General features: G+C 63.4%; 20 protein-coding genes and 1 tRNA gene. 10 read left to right on the top strand and 11 right to left on the bottom strand.

Annotated features, from left to right (window positions below; translation table 11 throughout):
- Positions 1-11: 11 nt before the first annotated feature.
- Together RMQ73_RS01140 and RMQ73_RS01135 are read right to left on the bottom strand one after the other, a co-directional pair.
- On the bottom strand, positions 12-440 hold the full coding sequence (locus tag RMQ73_RS01140) for an acyl-CoA thioesterase (protein WP_310496127.1): 429 nt from the start codon (positions 438-440) through the stop codon (positions 12-14).
- Positions 424-2,484 carry a S9 family peptidase gene (locus tag RMQ73_RS01135; RefSeq protein WP_310496126.1) on the bottom strand — a complete coding sequence of 687 codons (2,061 nt, stop codon included), beginning with the start codon at positions 2,482-2,484 and terminating at the stop codon, positions 424-426. Before RMQ73_RS01135 ends, RMQ73_RS01140 begins: the two co-directional genes overlap by 17 nt.
- A 143-nt stretch (positions 2,485-2,627) precedes the next feature.
- Here RMQ73_RS01135 and RMQ73_RS01130 point away from each other — a divergent pair, with 143 nt between their 5' ends.
- Positions 2,628-4,421, top strand: coding sequence for an aminopeptidase P family protein (locus tag RMQ73_RS01130; protein WP_310496125.1), 1,794 nt, complete (start codon positions 2,628-2,630; stop codon positions 4,419-4,421).
- Positions 4,422-4,509: 88 nt separating this feature from the next.
- A complete protein-coding gene (locus tag RMQ73_RS01125; RefSeq protein WP_310496124.1) occupies positions 4,510-5,067 on the top strand; it encodes a glutathione peroxidase in 558 nt (185 codons plus the stop codon).
- Here the strand turns inward: RMQ73_RS01125 and RMQ73_RS01120 are convergent, their stop codons facing one another.
- Positions 5,068-5,202: a hypothetical protein gene (locus RMQ73_RS01120; RefSeq protein WP_310496123.1), complete on the bottom strand. Its 135-nt coding sequence runs from the start codon at positions 5,200-5,202 to the stop codon at positions 5,068-5,070.
- Between the two features lie 79 nt (positions 5,203-5,281).
- Between RMQ73_RS01120 and RMQ73_RS01115 the strand changes: the two genes are divergently transcribed.
- Positions 5,282-5,356 (top strand) — tRNA-Thr (locus RMQ73_RS01115).
- A 255-nt stretch (positions 5,357-5,611) separates the two neighbouring features.
- Positions 5,612-6,253, top strand: coding sequence for a PEP-CTERM sorting domain-containing protein (locus tag RMQ73_RS01110; protein WP_310496122.1), 642 nt, complete (start codon positions 5,612-5,614; stop codon positions 6,251-6,253).
- Between the two features lie 54 nt (positions 6,254-6,307).
- Here the strand turns inward: RMQ73_RS01110 and RMQ73_RS01105 are convergent, their stop codons facing one another.
- Both RMQ73_RS01105 and RMQ73_RS01100 read right to left on the bottom strand, forming a co-directional pair.
- A complete protein-coding gene (locus RMQ73_RS01105) occupies positions 6,308-7,447 on the bottom strand; it encodes a cobalamin-independent methionine synthase II family protein (protein ID WP_310496121.1) in 1,140 nt (379 codons plus the stop codon).
- A complete protein-coding gene (locus RMQ73_RS01100) occupies positions 7,444-8,208 on the bottom strand; it encodes a citryl-CoA lyase (RefSeq protein WP_310496120.1) in 765 nt (254 codons plus the stop codon). The genes RMQ73_RS01105 and RMQ73_RS01100 overlap by 4 nt, the downstream gene beginning before the upstream one ends.
- 118 nt (positions 8,209-8,326) lie before the next feature.
- Here RMQ73_RS01100 and RMQ73_RS01095 point away from each other — a divergent pair, with 118 nt between their 5' ends.
- From RMQ73_RS01095 to RMQ73_RS01070, 6 genes are all read left to right on the top strand, one after another.
- Positions 8,327-9,469 carry a CoA transferase gene (locus RMQ73_RS01095; RefSeq protein WP_310496119.1) on the top strand — a complete coding sequence of 381 codons (1,143 nt, stop codon included), beginning with the start codon at positions 8,327-8,329 and terminating at the stop codon, positions 9,467-9,469.
- A gap of 47 nt (positions 9,470-9,516) precedes the next feature.
- Entirely contained in the window at positions 9,517-10,317 is an 801-nt protein-coding gene (locus RMQ73_RS01090) for an IclR family transcriptional regulator C-terminal domain-containing protein (protein ID WP_310496118.1), read from the top strand.
- A 233-nt stretch (positions 10,318-10,550) separates the two neighbouring features.
- Entirely contained in the window at positions 10,551-12,716 is a 2,166-nt protein-coding gene (locus tag RMQ73_RS01085) for a TonB-dependent receptor (RefSeq protein ID WP_310496117.1), read from the top strand.
- 9 nt (positions 12,717-12,725) lie between these two features.
- Positions 12,726-13,328 (top strand): NAD(P)H:quinone oxidoreductase, encoded by a 603-nt coding sequence (gene wrbA / locus RMQ73_RS01080; RefSeq protein WP_310496116.1) that lies wholly within the window; start codon positions 12,726-12,728, stop codon positions 13,326-13,328.
- A 13-nt stretch (positions 13,329-13,341) separates the two neighbouring features.
- Positions 13,342-13,884, top strand: coding sequence for a VOC family protein (locus tag RMQ73_RS01075; RefSeq protein ID WP_310496114.1), 543 nt, complete (start codon positions 13,342-13,344; stop codon positions 13,882-13,884).
- 51 nt (positions 13,885-13,935) lie between these two features.
- Positions 13,936-14,712, top strand: a complete 777-nt coding sequence (locus RMQ73_RS01070) for an alpha/beta hydrolase (RefSeq protein WP_310496113.1) — start codon at positions 13,936-13,938, stop codon at positions 14,710-14,712.
- A 93-nt stretch (positions 14,713-14,805) separates the two neighbouring features.
- On the opposite strand, the gene pnp is transcribed toward RMQ73_RS01070, so the two are convergent.
- From pnp to RMQ73_RS01040, 6 genes are all read right to left on the bottom strand, one after another.
- Positions 14,806-17,154, bottom strand: a complete 2,349-nt coding sequence (gene pnp, locus RMQ73_RS01065) for a polyribonucleotide nucleotidyltransferase (RefSeq protein WP_310496112.1) — start codon at positions 17,152-17,154, stop codon at positions 14,806-14,808.
- 147 nt (positions 17,155-17,301) lie between these two features.
- The gene (gene rpsO / locus RMQ73_RS01060) at positions 17,302-17,571 is read right to left on the bottom strand and encodes a 30S ribosomal protein S15 (protein WP_310496111.1); all 270 of its coding nucleotides are present in this window, start codon (positions 17,569-17,571) and stop codon (positions 17,302-17,304) included.
- Between the two features lie 17 nt (positions 17,572-17,588).
- A complete protein-coding gene (gene truB / locus RMQ73_RS01055; RefSeq protein ID WP_310496110.1) occupies positions 17,589-18,476 on the bottom strand; it encodes a tRNA pseudouridine(55) synthase TruB in 888 nt (295 codons plus the stop codon).
- The gene (locus RMQ73_RS01050) at positions 18,473-19,024 is read right to left on the bottom strand and encodes a GNAT family protein (protein ID WP_310496109.1); all 552 of its coding nucleotides are present in this window, start codon (positions 19,022-19,024) and stop codon (positions 18,473-18,475) included. Before RMQ73_RS01050 ends, truB begins: the two co-directional genes overlap by 4 nt.
- The gene (gene rbfA / locus RMQ73_RS01045) at positions 19,014-19,445 is read right to left on the bottom strand and encodes a 30S ribosome-binding factor RbfA (RefSeq protein ID WP_310496108.1); all 432 of its coding nucleotides are present in this window, start codon (positions 19,443-19,445) and stop codon (positions 19,014-19,016) included. The genes RMQ73_RS01050 and rbfA overlap by 11 nt, the downstream gene beginning before the upstream one ends.
- Positions 19,445-20,157, bottom strand: a 713-nt coding sequence (locus RMQ73_RS01040; protein ID WP_310496107.1) for an alpha/beta fold hydrolase, incomplete at its 5' end; no start/stop codon positions are given. The genes rbfA and RMQ73_RS01040, both read right to left, overlap by 1 nt.

Genomic DNA, 20,157 nt, shown 5'->3' with positions numbered 1-20,157 from the left:
GACTCAGGCGGTCAGTCCGCCGCGTTGGCGCCGCCGCCCATGAAAGGCGCGGCGATGTCGGGCGTAACCCGCATCAGCCGCCCGGCCTCGCGGTCGAGAAGCGCCCATGTGGTATGTGCCCGCACGCGCAGCTTGCCATCGGGGCCGGTGATATCAACGAACCGGTCAAAGCGTGCGCCCTTGGGCGTGCCGACCCAGGTGGTCAGCGTCACCGTCTCGCCCTCCAGCGTCGCCGCCAGATAATCGATTTCGTGCCGGGTCACGAGCCAGAACATGCGGTCGGTGTGTTCCTGCGGCACGACATGCGCGAGATGTTCGGTGGCGACCTCCTGCACCCAGCGCACATATACGGCATTGTTGACATGCCCCATGATGTCGATGTCGGCCGGCTGGGCCGTCACCGTCATGGAAAATGCTGTGCGATCAGCGGGTGCTGGCATCGTGCGGCCTCAAAAGAAAAGCATATTCCTCGGCAAGTTCCTCCAGCGCGCTGAAGCGCCCGGACTTGCCGCCATGGCCCGCGCCCATGTTGGTCTTGAGCAGCAGGGGATTGGTGCCGGTGCCAACATGGCGCAGCTTCGCCACCCATTTCGCCGGCTCCCAGTAGGTAACACGCGGGTCATTGAGCCCGGCAGTCACCAGCGTCGGCGGATAGGCCTGCGCCCTGACATTGTCATAGGGGCTGTAGCTGCGGATCAGGTCAAATGCCGCCATGTCGGTGATGGGATTGCCCCATTCAGGCCATTCACCCGGGGTCAGCGGCAGCGTGTCATCAAGCATGGTGTTCAGCACATCCACAAACGGCACATCGGCAACCACGGCATACCATAGATCAGGGTCGGAGTTCATCACCGCCCCCATCAATTCGCCGCCTGCCGAACCGCCGCTCGCCGAAATCAGCCCTGGCGCGGACCAGCCGGCCGCGATCAGCCCCCGTGCGACATCCACAAAGTCGGTGAAGCTGTTGGTGCGTTTTTCAAGCTTGCCATCCAGATACCAGCGATAGCCAAGGTCATCTCCGCCGCGCACATGCGCGATGGCAAAGGCGATGCCACGATCAAGCAAACTCAGCCGGTTGGCTGAAAAGCCCGGCTCGATGGCAATGCCATAGGCGCCATAGCCATACAGATGCACCCGGGCGCCGGCGCCGCGCACAAAGTCCTTTCTGTAGACGATGGACACCGGCACCTTCACGCCGTCGCGCACCGTGATCCATTCGCGCTGCGTTTCATATTGCGTCGGGTCATAGCCCGACGGCACCTGCTGCACCTTGCGGGTGACAAGCGTGCCCGCGGCCACATCATAATCGAACACGGTGGCCGGCGTGACCATCGACGCATAGGACAGCCGCAGCAGCGGCGCGTCGGCTTCCGGGTTGTTGCCGATGCTGGCGGTAAAGCTGGCCTCGGCAAACGGAACATGCGTCTGGGTGCCGTCATCGCGGCGCAGCACGATCCGGTCGAGACCTTCTCGCCGCGTCTCAAGCGCCAGATAAGACGCAAAGGCCGTCATTCCGGTGATATAGTCGCGGTCCGACCCGGCGATCAGCGTGGTCCAGTCGCCGGGCGCACCGATGCTGGCGGTGGCGACGCGGAAATTCACATGGTCGTCGTTGCTGCGCACGAACAGCACCGGCCCGCGCACATCGACATCATACAGCACGCCGGGCGCCCGTTCGCGCACCAGCAGCGCCGGTGCGGCGGGCTGCGCGGCGTCCACCAACCGCACTTCGGAACTGGTGTGGTCCGATGTCGTGATGATGATCCAGCGGCGATCCTGAGATTTGCCGACACTGACGCCAAAGCCCTTGTCGCGCACTTCTTCGTACAGCACCGGGTCTTCGTCGTTCTGCCCGATATAGTGCAGCCGCACCTTTACCCGGCGCCAGTTCTCATTGACCTCGACATAGGCAAGGCTCTGCGAATCCGCGCTCCATGTCGGCGCACCGACGGTTATGCTGCTGACGGTGGCGATATCGCAGCCGGCTGCTATGTCGCGGATTCGCAGCACGAAACGTTCATCGCCCGACGTGTCGGTGGCATAGGCAACCAGGCGGCCATCCGGGCTGACACAATGTCCACCCAGCCGGAAATAATCGTGGCCGGCTGCCAGTTCGGGTTCCGACAGGACGGTCTGTTCTGCCCCGCCGTCCAGCGCGCGGCGCATCCAGCTGCGATACTGGTCGCCGGGGCGGAACTGCCACCAATAGGAAAATCCGCCATCGTTTGCCGGCACAGAGGCATCATCGGCCTGCACCCTGGCTTTCAGCTCGGCCAGTATTTCGTCCCTCAACGGCACCAGCGGCGCCATGCACGCTTCGAACCAGGCGTTTTCGGCCTCGACATGCGCAAGCACTTCGGTGTCAGCGATGACCGGGTAATTCGGGTCCTTCAACCAGTGATACGGGTCGGTGATGGTCACGCCGTGGTGGGTGAAGCTGTGGGCACGCATGGCGGCAACTGGCGGCTTGGCGGGGCTGGACATCTGGCAGTCGGCACTTTCGGCAGGAACAATGGGGCAGCAATAGCGCAATGCACGGGGCGCGACACCATGCATGCAGGCGTGCTGCTTGAGAGCAGGCCAGGCCCGGCCTATGACAGCGTCATCACTGACGCCGGAGAAGACCCATGTCCACCATCAACGATCGGCTTGCGGCATTGCGTGCCAGCCTCGCGGCTGAACGCATCACCGGCTTTGCCATACCGCTGACCGACGAACACATGTCGGAATATGTCGGCGGCTATGCGCAACGGCTGGCCTGGCTGACCGGCTTTGGCGGCTCGGCCGGCAGCGCCGCCGTCATTGGCGATCGCGCCGCCATCTTCACCGATGGCCGCTACACGTTGCAGGTCCGCGACCAGGTGCCCGGCGACCTGTTCGAATATCAGGATGTTCCAAAGACCAGCGCTGCCGTCTGGCTGGCGAGCCACGCCAGTGCCGGTGACCGCATCGGCTATGATCCGTGGTTGCACACCCGCGCATGGGCCAAGGACGCTGGCGCCAGGCTGGCCGCAAAAGGCGCCGAGCTTGTCGCCATGGCGCGCAACCCGATCGACGGCATCTGGGATGACCAGCCCGCGCGATCGGACGCGCCGCTTGAGGTGCATGACGACAGTTTCGCCGGCCGCAGCAGCGCCGAAAAGCGTGCCGAAATCGCTGGCTGGCTGGCGGCACGCGGCGCCGATGCCGTGGTCATAGCCGCGCTGGAATCCATCGCCTGGCTGCTCAATATCCGGGGCCGCGATGTGTCGCACACGCCGGTGGCGCTGGCCTTTGCGGTAGTTCACGCTGACGCCAGCGTCGATCTGTTCACGGCGCGCGGCAAAGTCACGCCCGCAGTCGCAGCGCACATGAGCGGCGCCGTGCGCAGCCATGACCGCGAGGACTTCGCCGGCGCGTTGGCCGCGATGACCGGCAAATGCGTTGCCGCCGACCCCGAAAGCTGCGTGGCGGCGATCTTCGCCGCGCTTCAAGCCGGTGGTGCCCGCGTGCAGGAAGCGCGCGACCCGTGCCTGCTGGGCCGCGCCATCAAGAACCCGGCCGAAATCGCCGGCACCTTTGCCGCCCATGTCCGCGACGGTGCCGCGCTGACGCGCTTTTTGCACTGGTTCGACGGCGAAGCGGTCAAGGGCGATTTGACCGAGCTGTCGGCCGCCGCCCGGCTCCAGCAGTTTCGCGAACAGTCCAACATGCTCGAAGACCTGTCGTTCGATACCATTTCCGGCGCCGGCCCCAATGGCGCGCTGCCGCATTACAAGGTCAATGAGGCCAGCAACCGCGCGATCGGGCTGAACTCGCTGTATCTCGTCGATTCGGGCGGGCAGTACCGCGACGGCACGACGGATGTGACGCGCACCATGGCGGTCGGCACGCCCAGCGCTGAAATGTGCGACCGCTTCACCCGCGTGCTCAAGGGCCATATCGCGCTGGCGTCCGCCGTGTTTCCGGTCGGCACGCGCGGCGTGCAGCTAGACACGCTGGCGCGGCAGTTCCTGTGGCAAGCCGGGCTGGATTACGCCCATGGCACCGGGCACGGGGTGGGCAGTTATCTGTCGGTCCATGAAGGGCCGCAGCGCATCGCGGCCGCCTGGTCAAGCCAGCCAGGCAACGACGAGCCACTGGTCGCCGGCATGATCCTGTCGAACGAGCCGGGCTATTACAAATCCGGTGAATACGGCATCCGCATCGAGAATCTGGTGATCGTCGAGCCGCGCGATGTGCCCGGCGCCGAACAGCCGATGCTGGGCTTTCGCGAACTGACTCTGGCGCCCATCGACCGGGCGCTGATCGATGTCGCGCTGCTGACGCCTGCCGAACGGGCGTGGCTCGATGCCTATCATGCCAGGGTGCTGGCCGAGATCGGCGCGCAACTGGACGGCGCGGCGCTGGCTTGGCTGACACAGGCTTGCGCGCCAGTTTGAGGGGGCAGTTTGACGGGTGCGGCATCCGCGTCCTTCGCGCATTGGCGCAAAGCTGCTAAAAACCATCCCGACTAGGGGAGATTCCATCATGAAACCGATTGCCGCTGCCATCCTTGCCATCATCGCCGCGCCGGTGCTGGTCGCCGCCGCGCCAGCCGCCGATACAGTCTATCAGTTCCGCATGAAGACCATCGACGGTAAGCCGATGGATTTCGCGCAGTACAAGGGCAAGGTCGTGCTGGTCGTCAACACCGCCTCGATGTGCGGATACACGCCGCAGTATGAAGGGCTGCAAACGCTGCACGAAAGCTACAAAGCCAAGGGCTTTACTGTGGTCGGCATCCCGTCCGGTGATTTCGGCGACCAGGAATATGCCTCGAACGGCGAAGTGAAGCAGTTTTGCGAATCAAAGTTCGGCATCAAGTTCCCGATGTCGGAAAAGGCCGTGGTCAAGGGCGGCAAGGCCATTCCGCTCTATCGCTGGGCTGCGCAGAAACTGGGACCGCAAAATACGCCGCAGTGGAATTTCCACAAATATCTGGTTGGCCGGGATGGCCGGTTGATTGCCGCATTCGGGTCCAAGGTGACTCCGATGTCACCTGAAGTGAATGCAGCCGTCAACGGCGCGTTGGCCGCCAAGGGGTGATCATGGGCCGGGCGGCGGGGTCTGCTCCTCGCCGCCGCTCTGGCCTTCCGGGGTGCGCGCCTTGCGCTTCTTCAAATTCTCGCGAAGGGCTGCGGCAAGCCGGGCGGCGCGGGCAACTTCATCCTGCTTTGTCATGGCGGCTGCATAACCCAATGCCGCCGTCCTTGACAGCCCGGCGTCGCCCCGCCATAGGGCCGGCTCCCAGCGGGTCAGTGCTGCCGTAGCTCAGTGGTAGAGCGCATCCTTGGTAAGGCTGAGGTCGGGAGTTCAATCCTCCCCGGCAGCACCACCCGCTTGGCGACCCCCTCGTGTAGATCTATCGTCGCAGAACTCTGCAGCAAGCGCCGCAAAGCCGGCCGCAAGAGATGATCGTACCGATTTCGATTCAATAAGTCGTTTTCCGTGCGGGGAAATGCAATGCTGGTTCTTGTTTGCCCTTCAAGACTATGGCAAGGCACGTTCAAGTTACATAATAATTTTTTATAGTTTCAAGGTCTGGATTATCATGCGCTTGTTCACAATTGTTGCTAGTTCGTTACTGTTCATGTCATCCGCTGCCGACGCGACGGTGACGATTGCTATCAACAGCCTGTTCAACACGGGCGTGAACAGCAGCAAGGTCGCATTGGGCACCAGCGCCGCTGACCCGAACTGGCGTCTGGTCGCTGCGCCGTCGGGCGTTCCGCTGGGCACGGTGTACACCACCGCCAACAACGGCAGCTTTCCGATCGGTCCTTGGCTGGCCAACACTGCCATTTCGCGTTGGATCACGCCGACAAATACGCTGAACCACGCGCCGGGCACCTACACCTACGAACTCACTTTTGTCCTGACGCCCAAGTCCATCGCCAACACGGCGCGCTTCACTGGGCGCTATGCCATCGACAACCGTCTGGCAAACGTCACGCTGAACGGCAACGTCATCGCGACTGGCCCCGCGAGCGGCAGCCAGTTTGCAAGCTGGAATGCGTTCAGCGCGGTGAATGGTTTTGTCGCCGGCGTGAACAAACTGCGCTTCACCACTGTCAATGACGCGGGCGGAACCGGCAACCCTGCCGGGCTTCAGGTCCAGTTCGTCACCAGCGGCGTCGAAGTGCTGCCAGAGCCGGGCGTCTGGGTTGGCATGATCATCGGCTTCGGCTTTGTCGGCGCTGCAATGCGCCGCCGCAGCCCCGTCGCCGCCTGACATCATACCGCCAGAGCAATTGCGCCGGGCAGCAGAGGCATCTGCCGACCGGCGTTACGGCCAGAAGCGGTCGGACGCGATGGCAGCCCCCTGCGCCAGCGCCGTCATCTTGGCCCAGACCACACCGGGGTCGACTCCGCCGGACCCGGCATGAATCGAAAAGCCGCAATCAACGCCGGCCATGACCCGGTCGCGCCCGACCAGATGTGCATAGCGGCCGATGCGCTGCGCGATCAGTTCGGGATGCTCGATATAGCCTGACTGGCATTCGACAACGCCGGGAATCAGCACCTTGCCTTCGGGCAGGGCCGTGGTTTCGAACAGCGTGAATTCATGGGCATGACGCGGGTTCGCGGCCTCGAACTGGATGGCATGCGGGCGTGCCGACCAGACCAGGTCGATGATATCGGCCAGAGGCACGTCGCAGTGGTGTGGACCAGGATAATTGCCCCAACACAGATGCATCCTCATCCGTTCCGGCGCAATGTTGCGCGTGGCGTGGTTGAGCGCGGCGACATTGAGCGCCATGCGATCACGAAATCCCTTCAGGTCCAAATGCCGGAACTGGGTGTGCCGGCCCATCGCCAGATCGGGGCAATCGACCTGCAAGATGATGCCGGCAGCGGCGATAGCCTCATATTCGTGGCGCAAACCCTCCGCGAGCGCGAACAGATAATCCTCGTCGTTGGCATAGTGCGCGTTGGCAAAGAATAGCGCCGTCACACCGGGCGAGGCCGCCGACATGAACGCCTGTGTACCAGGATGCGCTGCCAGAGCGGTGTTGAGATTGGCGGCATCGACATGCACGGCGTCCATGTCCTTGACGGTTATGGGCGCGTTGCAGGCCGGGGTCTTGCGATGCCTACGGCCGGCATCGCCGAAGATGCGCTGCTTCACGCCGGGGAAGTCCTCCACGTCCTGAAAGACATAGCTGTTTCCTTCCCCGCCAAAGCCGTGCAGGCGGTCCTTGATGTAGGTGGCGTAGCTCGGCTTGGACTGTTCGCCATCATTGACGATATCGAGCCCGGCACCGGCCTGGGCCGCCACCACATCGCCCACGGCCTGCTCGACGCGCGCCACCAGCGCGGCGTTGTCCACAGCCGCGCCTTCCTCGCGCGCAACGATCATTGCCAGCAAGTCATCCGCGCGCGGCAGGCTGCCGACATGGGTGGTAAGAAATCGTCCGTTGCTCATGCGTTTTTCCCGTCAAAGCCGATAGCCGCAGCTGCTGCACCCGACATGATGAAGCCAATCGGCCGCTCGCTCTCCTCCTGCAGATGCGCGATCAGGCTGGCCGTGCGTGCCAGCAGCGAAATACCCTTCAAGGCCGCCAACGGGAAGCCAACATCGAGCATGACCGCCGGGATGGCGCCGTTGACATTCACCGGCAGCGCCCGTCCAATCGTTGCGGGCAGCGCCGCTCCGATGGCCCTGAGTGCGCCAACATGGGCGCCCGAGACGCCATGCTCATCCGCCAGCGCCAGCAGCAGGTTGGCGCGCGGGTCGCCGCCGCTGTGCTGGGGATGGCCAAAGCCCGGCACCGGCGCCCTTCGGGCTTTGCGCTCTATCAGCAGCGGCGCGGGATCACCGCCGGCCGCGACTACTTCGGCCAGGAATCGTCCTGCGACCTCCGCGCTGCCGAGCACCACCGATCCGCAACCAAGCAAGCCCGCAGCCACGGCACCATGAAAGGCCTCGGGCGCAGCAGCATAGGTCATACGCGTGGCAACGACACTGGGCACCAGGCCATGCTCGGCAATGGCCGCCAGCACGGCATCGGCAAAGAATTTCTGGGTAGGCGTTGGCGCCGTCCCGGTAACCAGCAACCAGAAATAGCTGGTGAAGTCCATTTTCCCGATAATCTCGCCGCACAGATCCAGCCCGCGTACACGGATCGAGGCCGCATCTGATGTGCAGATGGCAGTAAAGGGGGCGTCTTGCTTGCCGATCCGCATCGTGGCATTCCTTTTTTCGAAATTCGAACTTGTTTTCGTTATGCGAAGAACCTAGACTGCGTCAAGATAGCCGCGAGCAGGGCCTGTCACCCCGTGCCATATTGCAGGAGAATTTGTCATGGTGTTACCGCTGGCTGGCGTAACGGTGCTGGAAATGGGCACGTTCATAACGGGTCCAGCCGCTGGCATGATGCTGGCCGATCTCGGTGCCGATGTCATCAAGATCGAACAGACTGGCACCGGCGATCCGTTTCGCGCCTTTCGCGGTGGCCTCTATTCCCCGCATTTCCAGACCTACAACCGCAACAAGAAGTCGGTAACGCTGGATACGCGCAGCCCTGCCGACCTTGCGGCTCTTGATACATTGCTGGCCGATGCCGATGTGTTCATCCAGAATTTTCGTCCCGGAGTGGCCGCGCGGCTGGGTGTTGATCCTGCGCGTCTGATGACGCGCAATTCGCGCCTCGTCTATGCCTCGATATCGGGCTTTGGCGCCAGCGGGCCTGACCGTGATCGCCCAGCATTCGACACCGTGGCGCAGGCAGCCAGCGGTTTTTTGCGGTTGCTGCTCAACCCGGGCAAGCCGCGCGTGGTCGGCCCGGCCATCGCCGACGCCATGACCGGATTCTATGCGGCTCAGGGCGTGCTGGCCGCATTGTTCGAGCGCCAGAAAACCGGGCGCGGCCGGCTGGTCGAAACCTCGATGTTCGAGGCAATGGCGCACTTCAACCTGGATGATTTCACGCATCTGCTGTCGGACGGGCAGACGATGGGGCCATACAGCCGCCCGCATGTCAGCCAATCCTATGTATTCCAGTGCGCCGATGGCCTTTGGTTGGCCTTGCACATGTCGTCGCCCCCCAAATTCTGGGAAAACCTCAGTGTCGCCGTCGATCAGCCCGACATGCTTGCACAGCCCGCATTTGCGAACCGCGATGCACGCATTGCGCATTATGAAGATGTCGTGGACTTTCTGGCACCGATCTTTGCCAGCCGCAGCCGCGCCGAATGGTGCGACCGGCTGACCCAGCTCGAAGTGCCGAACGCCCCTGTGGCAACCAGCGCCGAGGTGCTGGCCTCTCCGCAAGCCGAGCATCTCGGCTTGATGGTATCGGCGCCTGGTCCTTTTGGCGAATTTCGTACCATCCGCTCGCCGCTCAGCTTTGATGGCGAGCGCGCAACGACGGTAACCGCGCCGCCTCTGCTTGGCGCCGACAACGGCAGCATCCTTGGCCGCGCGGAGCAGACCGCTGCCGAGTAGCGCCCTTGCGCAACCGGGTCAGGCGCAATAGCGCTGAAGCCATGGCCATGCGCGAACCCAAGGATCCCGAATATCTGTCCACGCTGGAGCGGGGCCTCAAGGTGCTGCGTTCTTTTGATGCGGCCCATCCGGAAATGGCCTTGTCCGAAGTGTCCGTGGTAACCGGCCTGTCACCGGCAGTGGCGCGCCGCTGCCTCAACACGCTGGTGGCACTTGGTTATGTGGCCCAAACTGGCCGGCGCTTTCTGCTTCGCCCCGAGGTTCTGTCCTTTGGCTCGGCGTATCTTTCGTCGATGAACATCGAGCAACTGGCTGCGGTGCCGCTGCAAGGCCTGCGAGACCAGACCGGTGATTCCGCCTCGCTTGTGGTGCGTTCTGGCCGAGACATTCTATATGTCTGCCACATCCCGACCCAGCGGCGCATCCGCCTGGGTGCGGGCGTGGGCACGCGCTACCCGCTGCATGCGACATCCATGGGCAAAGTGCTGCTGGCCTTTGAGGGCGATGCCGCCATCGCGGCGTTCCTGGCCGAAGCACCGCTGGCGCGGATGACGGAACGCACTGTCACCGATCCCCAGGCCTTTCGCGATCGCCTGCGCGCGATTGCGGAGCGCCGCTATGATTCGGCGCTGGACGAGCTCGATTATGGCATCGTGTCGGTCGCCGTCCCTGTGCAAGATGCAGATGGCAAGGTTGTCGCAGCGATCAATTGTTCGACCTCCACCACCCGCATTTCGCAGGACGAACTTGTTCGCACCCGGTTGCCGTTGCTGCGCGATGCCGCAGCCGCCATCGAGGCGGAGCTGCGCCGCTGGCCGATGCTCGCTCGCTCACTGGGTGCCAACTGAGAAGCGCCCATCGCTGGCAATTCTCAGGCACCCGTCCCTGGCCCCGACCAAGCAGGCGACATGGCATCCCGAATGCGGCCGCTGGCAGAAGCCGGGAGCCGCCACTAGTCACGCTTGAGTGACACTGCGCATTTATTCGATTATCGAACTTGACTTCGCATTGCGAACCCAGCATGGGCGGTAGCCTGCCGGGCAGACGATCCGGCCGCGATACTTTCGGGGGGACTAAAACCATGGCGATCATCAAGGCCGTTTCGCGTTTGCTTGGCTGCTGTGCGCTGCTGACCACGGCAGTTCAGGCGCAGGAAGCGCCGGTTGATCCCGCCGAGGGCGAAATCATCGTCACCGCAACGCGCCGCGCTGAGTCCTTGCAGGACGTGCCGGCCAGCATCACCGCGTTCAATTCGCAAGCGATCCAGTCGGCCGGCATCGAGCGCCCTGCCGATTTCATCGGCCTGACGAGCAACGTCAATCTGGTGGAAACCCAGAACGCCGGCAACGCCTTCATCATCATTCGCGGTATCACCCAGGCTCGCAACTCGGAACCCTCGGTCGCCGTCATCGTCGATGGCGTCCAGCAGACGAATCCGGCGCAGTTCAACCAGGAACTGGTGGATATCGAGCAGATCGAAGTCCTCAAGGGCCCGCAGGGCGGCCTCTATGGCAGAAACGCCATCGGCGGCGCCATCATCATCAAGTCCAAGGCGCCGACGAACGAGATGTCCGGCAAGATCACCGCCGGCGTCGACAACGGCTTCGGCTATTATCTGCGCGGCAACCTGTCCGGGCCGCTGGCAGAAAACCTCAAGTTCCGCGTCTCGGGCAGCTGGTATGACACCAATGGTTTCATCCCGAACACCTTCCTCGGCGAAGATGCCGACCCTGTGAAGGACCTCAACCTGCGCGGCAATCTGCTGTTCACGCCGACGCCCGAGCTGACCATCGACCTGCGTGCGTCGGTCGGCCTGCTGCGCACCCAGGCCCTGTACTTCAACATCGTGAACGACGTGAACGACACTTCGCTGCCGGTGCGCGTCAATAACGCCGGCCAGAACGACCGTGACTTGTACAACGTGGCGCTGCGCGTTTCCTATGCCGGAGACGCCGGCACGGTTACCTCGATCACGTCATATGACAAGGTCAGCGAAATCCTGACCGGCGATGCGTTCAACTTCCTGCCGATCCCGGATTCGCTGTTCTTCCAGTTTTTCGGCTTCGATCTCAACCAGAGCCAGTTCCTCGATGTCGATATCTGGAGCCAGGAAGTTCGCTACGAATCCCCGGCCGACAAGCCGTTGCAGGTCATCGTCGGCGGCTATGCGGTGGGCACCAAGCGCTACATCTCGACCGGCAACATGATCGACAACGGCCGGGGCGTGTTCCCAGTCTATCGCACGCCCAGCACCAATCCGCTGAACCCGCAGTTCAGCTTCCTGGCCGATTCCCAGGACAATTTCGCCTGGGCGCTGTTCGGCAACGCCGTGTGGAAGGTCAATGAGCAGCTGCGCGTCGATGCCTCGCTGCGCTATGATCGCGACCGCCGCGAGAACACCACCCTGACGCCCACCGGCTTCTTGCCCAACGTCGCCGGCTTCCCGCAGGGTCGCACTGGCGAAGTCCGCAAGAAAACCTTCAGCGAATGGCAGCCAAAGCTGACGCTGACATGGCAACCTACCGATGACATTACCCTGTTCGGCGGCTATTCGAAGGGCTTCCGTTCGGGCGGCTTCAACCAGACCGGCGTCGGCGCGGTTGCCGCAGCCAATGGCATTGTCGGTGTCGGCGATCTGTTCGACGCCGAAGTGGCCGAGACATTTGAAATCGGCATCAAGACCCAGACCAGCGACCGCGCCCTGACCTTCAACGCCAGCGCGTTCACGACCAAGTCCGAGAACAGCTATTTCTTCGTCTTCCTGGCGGCCAACTCGACCCAGAACCTCGGCAATGTGCCCGAAACCCGCATCAAGGGTTTCGAGCTCGACGCCACCTGGCGCGCAGCCCCCGGCCTCGATCTCATCGCCGGCTTTGGCTACACCGACAGCGAAATCAGGCGCTTCTCGAACGCCGCCGTCATCGGCAACCAGGCGCCGCTGATCTCGCGTTACACGCTGAACCTGACAGCCAACTACAAGGCGCCGATCACCGACACGCTCGACCTTACCGCCCGTGTCGACTATCGCCGCACCGGCCGCACCTGGTTCGATGTCGAAAATTCGACCTCGCGCGATCCTGTCGACATCGTCGATGCCCGCATCGGCGTCGCCGGCGATGCCTGGAACGTCACTGCTTTCGCATCGAACCTGTTCGATGAACGCTACAACGCCGAATTCTCCCCGGGCGGCTTCGTGTTCAAGGCACGTCCTCGCCGCTATGGCATCGAAGCCAGCTTCAGCTTCTAAGGATCACGCATGGCCCGCATCCTCGTCCTGTATTACTCCAGCTATGGCCATGTCGAAACACTGGCCACAGCCATCGCCGAAGGTGCGGCAAGTGTCGATGGCGCCGAAGTGACCATGAGACGGGTGCCGGAACTGGTGCCCGACGATGTTGCCAAGGCTTCAGGCCTCAAGACCGACCAGTCTGCGGCCATTGCGGAGCCTGCCGAGCTGGCCGAGTATGACGCCATCATCTTCGGCACGCCGACCCGGTTTGGCAACATGGCGGCGCAGATGCGCAACTTCCTCGACCAGACCGGCGGGCTGTGGTTTGCTCGGGCGCTGGTCGGCAAGGTCGGCAGCGCGTTCTGCGCCACTGCCAGCCAGCATGGCGGCCAGGAAACCACGCTGACCTCGTTCCACACGACCTTGCTGCATCACGGCATGATCGTTGTCGGCCTGCCCTACAGCTGGGACGGCAATGCCACCATGGACGGCATTTCCGGTGGCACGCCTTATGGCATCACCACCATCACCGGCGGCGATGGCAGCCGCATGCCTTCGGAAAACGAACTTGACGGCGCCCGTTTCCAGGGTCGCCATGTCGCGACCATTGCCGCCAAGCTGTTTGGCTAGATAACAGGAGAGCATGATGCGTCGTCCCGGCCGTCTCCACCACACTGCCTATGTGTCGAAGGACCTTGAGGCGACGCGTGCTTTTTACGAGGATGTGATCGGCCTGCCGTTGATTGCAACCTATACCGAAATGGACGAGCTGTTTGGCAAGGAGCGGACCTATTGCCATTGCTTCTTCGAGTTGGAGGATGGCTCGGCACTGGCGTTTTTCCAGTTTGCCGACCCGGCCGACCAGGCCGAATTCGGCCCCGACATACCGCCCTCGCCCTTTCACCACATCGCGCTGCATGTCGACAAGCAGGCGCAGGCGGAACTGGAAACACGGATCGCCGCCGCCGGGATCACCGAGCCGCAGACTTATGTGCTGGAACATGGCTATTGCCGCTCAGTCTATGTGACAGATCCCAACGGCATGATCCTGGAATTTACCCATGATGCGCCCGAAGCCACGGACGGGGATGTGGATGCCCAGCGCCGCAGCAACGCCCGGTCCGAACTGGCCCGCTGGCTGGCAGGGGACCGCCGCAACAACAACCCCTACCGTCACACAGCCTGAGGCCCGATGCCTGGCACGGGGGTAGACACGCCCCGCTGGCCGGGTGGCCATGTGCGCCAGGTCGCTGTCGGTGGCGGGACGCTGCCTGTCGAGACATTGGGTGCGGACGATGCTCCGCCGCTGATCCTGCTGCATGGCTGGACGCTGGATCGCCGCATGTGGCGACCCCAATTGGCTTTGGCGGCGCATTTCCGCCTGATTGCACCTGACCGGCGCGGCTTCGGCGCTGCCACGGCGCCGGCCGATCTTGGCGCCGAGCCAGACGATGTGCTGCGCATCGCCGATGCTGCCGGGCTGGAGCGGTTTGCGCTGGTTGGCATGTCACAGGGCGGCAAGGTCGCCCTTGCGGCCGCCGCGCGTGCCGGGAGCCGGGTGACCGGCATCGTGCTGGTCGGCACCGCGCTCGACGGAGTGGATGCGCCGGGCGAGCATGTCCCGTTCGCGGCCATGGCGACGGCTGCACTGCGCGGCACCCTTTCGGAAATGCGCGCGGCCTGGGCCGACCACCCCTTGACCCGTCTCCACGCCGATGGCGCAGACCAGGCAGGCGATGTCGCGGCCATGCTGGCAGACTATGACGGCCGCGACCTGGTGCATGGCGCCGGCCGGCTGGAGGTCACGGCAAGCATCATGGCGCGCATCAGCGCCCCTGTGCTCGCGCTTGTCGGCCAAGGCGACACACCCCACCGTCACGCCAACGCCCGCGCGCTTTCGCGTCTCGGCGCTGCCTGTCGCAGCGTTCCTGGTGCCGGCCATTTGTGCAACATCGACCAGCCGTCGGTTTGCAACACGGAAATCCGCAACTGGATTTCGCAGGCCTGTCGGTAACCGGGCAACACCCGCCGGCCCAAGCGGCGGCACGCCATGAAAAAGGGCCGCCCCTTTCGGAGCGGCCCCTCATGCAGATCCTTGGCGCGAAGATCAGTCGCGGCCGCCGGTAAGGAAGTCCGGCAAGCTGCCGCCGTCTTCGGCGTCCTTGGGTGCGCGCTCAGGGCGCGGACCACGATCACCGTCCGAGCGCGGACCACGGTCACCACCGTCACGGCCCCCGTCCCTTCTGGGACCACGGTCACCGCCATCACGGCGCGGGCCGCCACGGTCGCCGTCCCTTCTGGGAGCACGGTCACTGCGCGGGCCGCGGTCGTCACCGCCTTCACGCGGAGGGCGCGTATCGGCGATTTCCTCGCCAGTGTCCTGATCGACAAGACGCATCGACAGGCGGACCTTGCCGCGTTCATCGACGGCGAGGACCTTGACCTTGACCTGCTGGCCCTCGGTCAACACTTCCTTGACGTTGGCAACGCGCTCGTTCTTGATTTCGCTGATGTGAACCAGGCCGTCCTTGCCGCCCATGAAGTTCACGAACGCACCAAAATCGACCATCGACACAACTTTGCCGGTGTAGATCTTGCCGACTTCGGCTTCCATGGTGATGCCTTCGATCCACTTGCGGGCAGCAGCGATCTTTTCCGGATCGCTCGATGCGATCTTGACCGTGCCATCGTCCTCGATGTCGACCTTGGCGCCTGTGGTGGCGACGATTTCGCGGATGACCTTGCCGCCGGTGCCGATGATGTCGCGGATCTTGTCCTTGGGCACCTGCATGGTTTCGATGCGCGGCGCATGGGCCGACATTTCCTCACGCGTGTGGTCCAGCGCCTTGGCCATTTCGCCAAGGATGTGCTGGCGGCCAGCCTTGGCCTGATCCAGCGCGACCTTCATGATTTCTTCGGTGATCCCGGCGATCTTGATGTCCATCTGAAGGGCAGTGACGCCTTCGGACGTACCGGCAACCTTGAAGTCCATGTCGCCCAGGTGATCTTCGTCACCAAGGATGTCGGACAGGACGGCAAAGTTCTTGCCTTCCAATATGAGCCCCATGGCAATGCCGGCGACCGGACGGGTCAGCGGCACACCGGCGTCCATCAGCGCCAGCGAAGCGCCGCAGACGGTCGCCATCGACGACGAGCCGTTCGACTCGGTGATGTCCGACAAGACACGGACCGTATACGGGAAGGCTTCCTTGCTTGGCAGCACGCCGTGAACGGCGCGCCATGCCAGCTTGCCATGGCCGATGTCGCGGCGGCTGGGCGCCCCGAAACGGCCGACTTCGCCCACCGAGTACGGAGGGAAGTTGTAGTGCAGCATGAAGCGTTCGTAGCGCAGGCCATCAAGCCCGTCGATCATCTGCTCGGCATCGGCTGTGCCAAGCGTCGTGGTGACGATCGCCTGGGTTTCGCCGCGCGTGAACAGCGCCGAACCATGGGTACGCGGCAACAGACCGACCATGGCTTCGATCTGGCGCACGGTCTTGGTGTCGCGGCCGTCGATACGGCTGCCGTCCTTCAAGATGGCGCCGCGAACGATGTCGCCTTCAAGCTTCTTGAAAAGCTTGCCAGCCTTTTGCTGGGTGGCGCTGTCGGCGTCGGCAAACAGCGGCTTCATCTTGGCCTTGGCTTCGGCCAGAGCCTGCTGACGATCCGACTTTTTGGTCAGTTTGTAGGCAGCAGTGATGTCCTTGCCGACCGCCTTCTTGATCTGGGCCAGCATGGCGGAATTGTCGGGGATAGCGAGTTCCCACGGGTCCTTGGCGGCCTTTTCGGCGAGCGCGATGATCGCGCCAATCACCGGCTGGATGCCGCGATGGGCAAACATCACGGCGCCCAGCATTTCGTCTTCCGAAAGCTCCTTGGCTTCGGATTCGACCATCATCACTGCATCATGCGTGCCGGCGACGACCAGATCGAGGCGACCGGCAGCGACCTGCGTCTTTGACGGGTTGAGGAGATATTCACCGTCGGTGAAGCCGACGCGTGCGGACGCAATCGGGCCCATGAACGGCACACCGGAAATGGTCAGCGCGGCCGAAGCGGCGATCATGGCGACCATGTCGGCTTCGTTTTCGCCATCATAGCTCAGGACCTGGCAAATGACGTTGATTTCGTTGTAGAAACCTTCTGGGAACAGCGGACGCAGCGGGCGATCGATGAGACGGCTGGTCAGCGTCTCATGCTCGGTAGCACCGCGCTCGCGCTTGAAAAAGCCGCCGGGGATGCGGCCGGCAGCGGAATATTTTTCCTGGTAATGGACGGTGAGCGGGAAGAAATCCTGCCCTTCCTTGACCGACTTGGCGGCCGTGACGGCGCACAGCACGACGGTTTCGCCATAGGTCGCCAGCACGGCGCCATCGGCTTGACGGGCAATGCGCCCGGTTTCGAGGGTCAGCTTGCGGCCGCCCCAGTTGATCTCTTCACGATGAATGGTGAACATGTGGGTCTTTCCTTGGCCAACAGCCCTATTGCCGTTCGCCGCCTCGGTGGTGTGCCGCCCGAATGGCGGTGCCGGGACCGGCGCTCATTCGCCGGGGCCGGATATGCGAACGGCCCCGAAGCTCGGGGCCGTTCGTTGCGGGCTCGCTTACTTGCGAAGGCCCAGTTTGGCGATGAGCGCGACATAACGCGCTTCGTTGGTGCGCTTGAGATAATCGAGCAGCGAGCGGCGCTTGTTGACAAGCACCAGCAAACCGCGGCGCGAATGGTTGTCCTTGGCATGTGTCTTGAAATGTTCGGTCAGGTTGGCAATGCGCTCCGAGAGGATGGCAACCTGGACTTCGGGAGAACCCGTGTCAGTGGCGCTCTGGGCGTTGCCCTTGATGACTTCAGCTTTGCGTTCAGCAGCAATCGACATCGGGTTACTCCTTATAATCAGTCATTGAACCCGCGCAGAACCCGGACCTCCCCTTGGGAAATCTCGACCAGCGCCACGGGAACAGAGCCGAGGCAGGCGAGACAGGTGCCGTCAGAAGCGGGGTGCCCCGTCAGGATGCGCCCTTGTCGGAGCGCAGCCGCCTGATCGGAGTCGATGACAAGGGCCGGGATGTCGTCCAGCCCTGCCATCAGTGGCAGAATGGCCTGTTCAAGCGCAGCGCCCTGCACCAGTTCGGTCAGATTGTCCAGCGATATCGCCTGATCCAGCGCGAACGGCCCGGACCGCGTGCGCCGCAACATGGTGACATGGCCAACGGTGCCAAGCGCCACGGCAATATCGCGCGCCAGGCTGCGGATATAAGTGCCTTTCGACACCTGTGCCGAAAAGGTTGCGCTATCGGTGTCATGGGCGATCAGCGTCAGCGCAAGGATCGTGACATTGCGCGGCGCCAGCACCACCGTCTCGCCGGCGCGGGCGCGGGCATAGGCACGCTTGCCATCGACCTTGAGGGCGGAATAAGCCGGCGGCACCTGCACGATGGGGCCGGTGAATCGTGGCAGCACATCTGCTATCGCACCCACCGCCGGGCGCACATCGCTAACCGCGACGACCTCGCCTTCGGCGTCCTCGGTACTAGTCGCACGGCCCCATGACACAGTGAAGTCATAACCCTTGGCAGCATCAAGCATTCGCCCGGCCAGCTTGGTCGCTTCGCCAAGCGCAATCGGCAACACACCGGTCGCCAGGGGATCGAGTGTGCCGCCATGGCCGATTCGCGGCACAGTCAGGCCCGCTGATCGCAGGATCCTTTTTACCGCCGCAACCCCTTGTGCACTCGAAAGACCAAGCGGCTTGTCGAGGATGATCCAGCCACCCAGTTTCATAGATGCGCCCTCAACAAGGGCGATTCCTCCCCCGGCAACAGCGAGAAGATCGCAGTATCACGCACATGGCCGGTCCAGGTGATGCGGTTCTGGCGCAAAACGCCCTCGGCCCGGCAACCGAGCTTCAGGACAGCCGCAATCGAGCGCGTGTTTCGCACATCGACATCGAAATGAATGCGGTGGATGCCGCAGGCGCGGGCATGGCCGATCATGAGGCCCTTCAAGGCCAGGTTGAACGGCCCACCGCGCACTTCGGGCGCCAGAAAAGTGCCGCCGATCGCAACGACCCGATTGGACGCATCATGGCCATACCAGCTGGTGGTGCCGACGAGCGCATCGCCGCTGAACACGGCATAACATTGCCGGCTGCCGTCCAGCATGGCGGCAAACACCGGACCGAAATGTTCGCCCAGCATCGAATAGGGGTAGATATCCCAGATTTCCGTGTCACGCGCACAGACGCCGCGCAGGCCTTCACGATGCGTTTGCGCCAGTGTTTCCAGCCGCAGCGTGCCGCGAGACAGCGGCACATACAGCTCAGTCATCATCGGATTCGATGTCGATGCGCGCGGGCGGTTCGTCAACAACCAGATCCCGCGCGATTCGGGGTCGGCGAAGCACGGCATCGATCCGCGCGCCGGCATCGAAACTTTCGTCCGGCCGGAACCGCAGGTCGGGCGTGTATTTGGTCGGCAACCGCCGCGCGACTTCGCCGCGCAGATACTTCGCATGTGACGCCAGCGCCTTGACCACGGCCTGGTCATCACCACCAGCCAGCGACTTGATGAACACGGTGGCGTGGCGCAAGTCGGGCGACATCCGCACTTCGGACACGCTGACCATGCTGCGCTCGATCAGTTCATCGCGAATGTCGCCGCGCCCCAGCACTTCGGCCAGCGCATGACGAACCTGCTCGCCGACGCGAAGCAAGCGGACCGAGCGTCCCTGCGCGTCTGGTGTTCTGGCCATCAGGGTTTCCGCTTGAATTGGTCCAGCCAATCGAGGCTGGCGGAAATCAGTGCGATGCGATGATCGTTGAAGCCATGGTCGGTCGGCATGATGACAAGGCCGACCTGCGTGTTGCCGCTCGCCCGAAAGCTTTCGGCCAGGCGGCGATTGGTCAAGCCATTGGCCTTTTCCGCCGCGAGGACAAGCACCGGGCGCGCCGCCAACGCCGGCGCTTCACGGCGAAGGTCGAAGGCATCGCCACCGTCAAGAATTTCATCGGCAAGCCCGGCTGTGGTGGCCGCCAGCATGTTGAGCGAGTTCCCCTGTCGGGACACATATTGTGCCTTGCCGCCAGGCGCACGCAGACTGGCAAGCATACCGTCGCCGGGGTTCCATGCGTCGAGCAGCAGCAACCCCTTGGCGGAGGGCCGTGCGGCCGCCACGCGAAGCGCAACGAAGCCGCCCATGCTGTGACCGGCGAGCACCAACCGGTTCTTGTCGATCTGGTAACGGGCCAGTTGTTCGGGTGCGATCAGCCAATCAGCAGCGTTGATTCCGTCAGCCGAGGCATTGGCAAAGCTGAAAATGCCCGGGCTGCCCCAACTGCCGCGATAATGCAGCGTCAGCACCACAAACCCGGCGCGGCGAGCGGCCTGTGCAAGGTCGAGATTCTGCTCGTTGCCGGGCAGGCCGTGGCACAAAACCACGGTCGGATGCGGGCCAGCACCCGAGG

The organism is Sandarakinorhabdus sp. (genome assembly GCF_031430775.1).
Classification (GTDB): domain Bacteria; phylum Pseudomonadota; class Alphaproteobacteria; order Sphingomonadales; family Sphingomonadaceae; genus Sandarakinorhabdus.
This window is presented reverse-complemented; position numbering and strand designations above follow the sequence as displayed.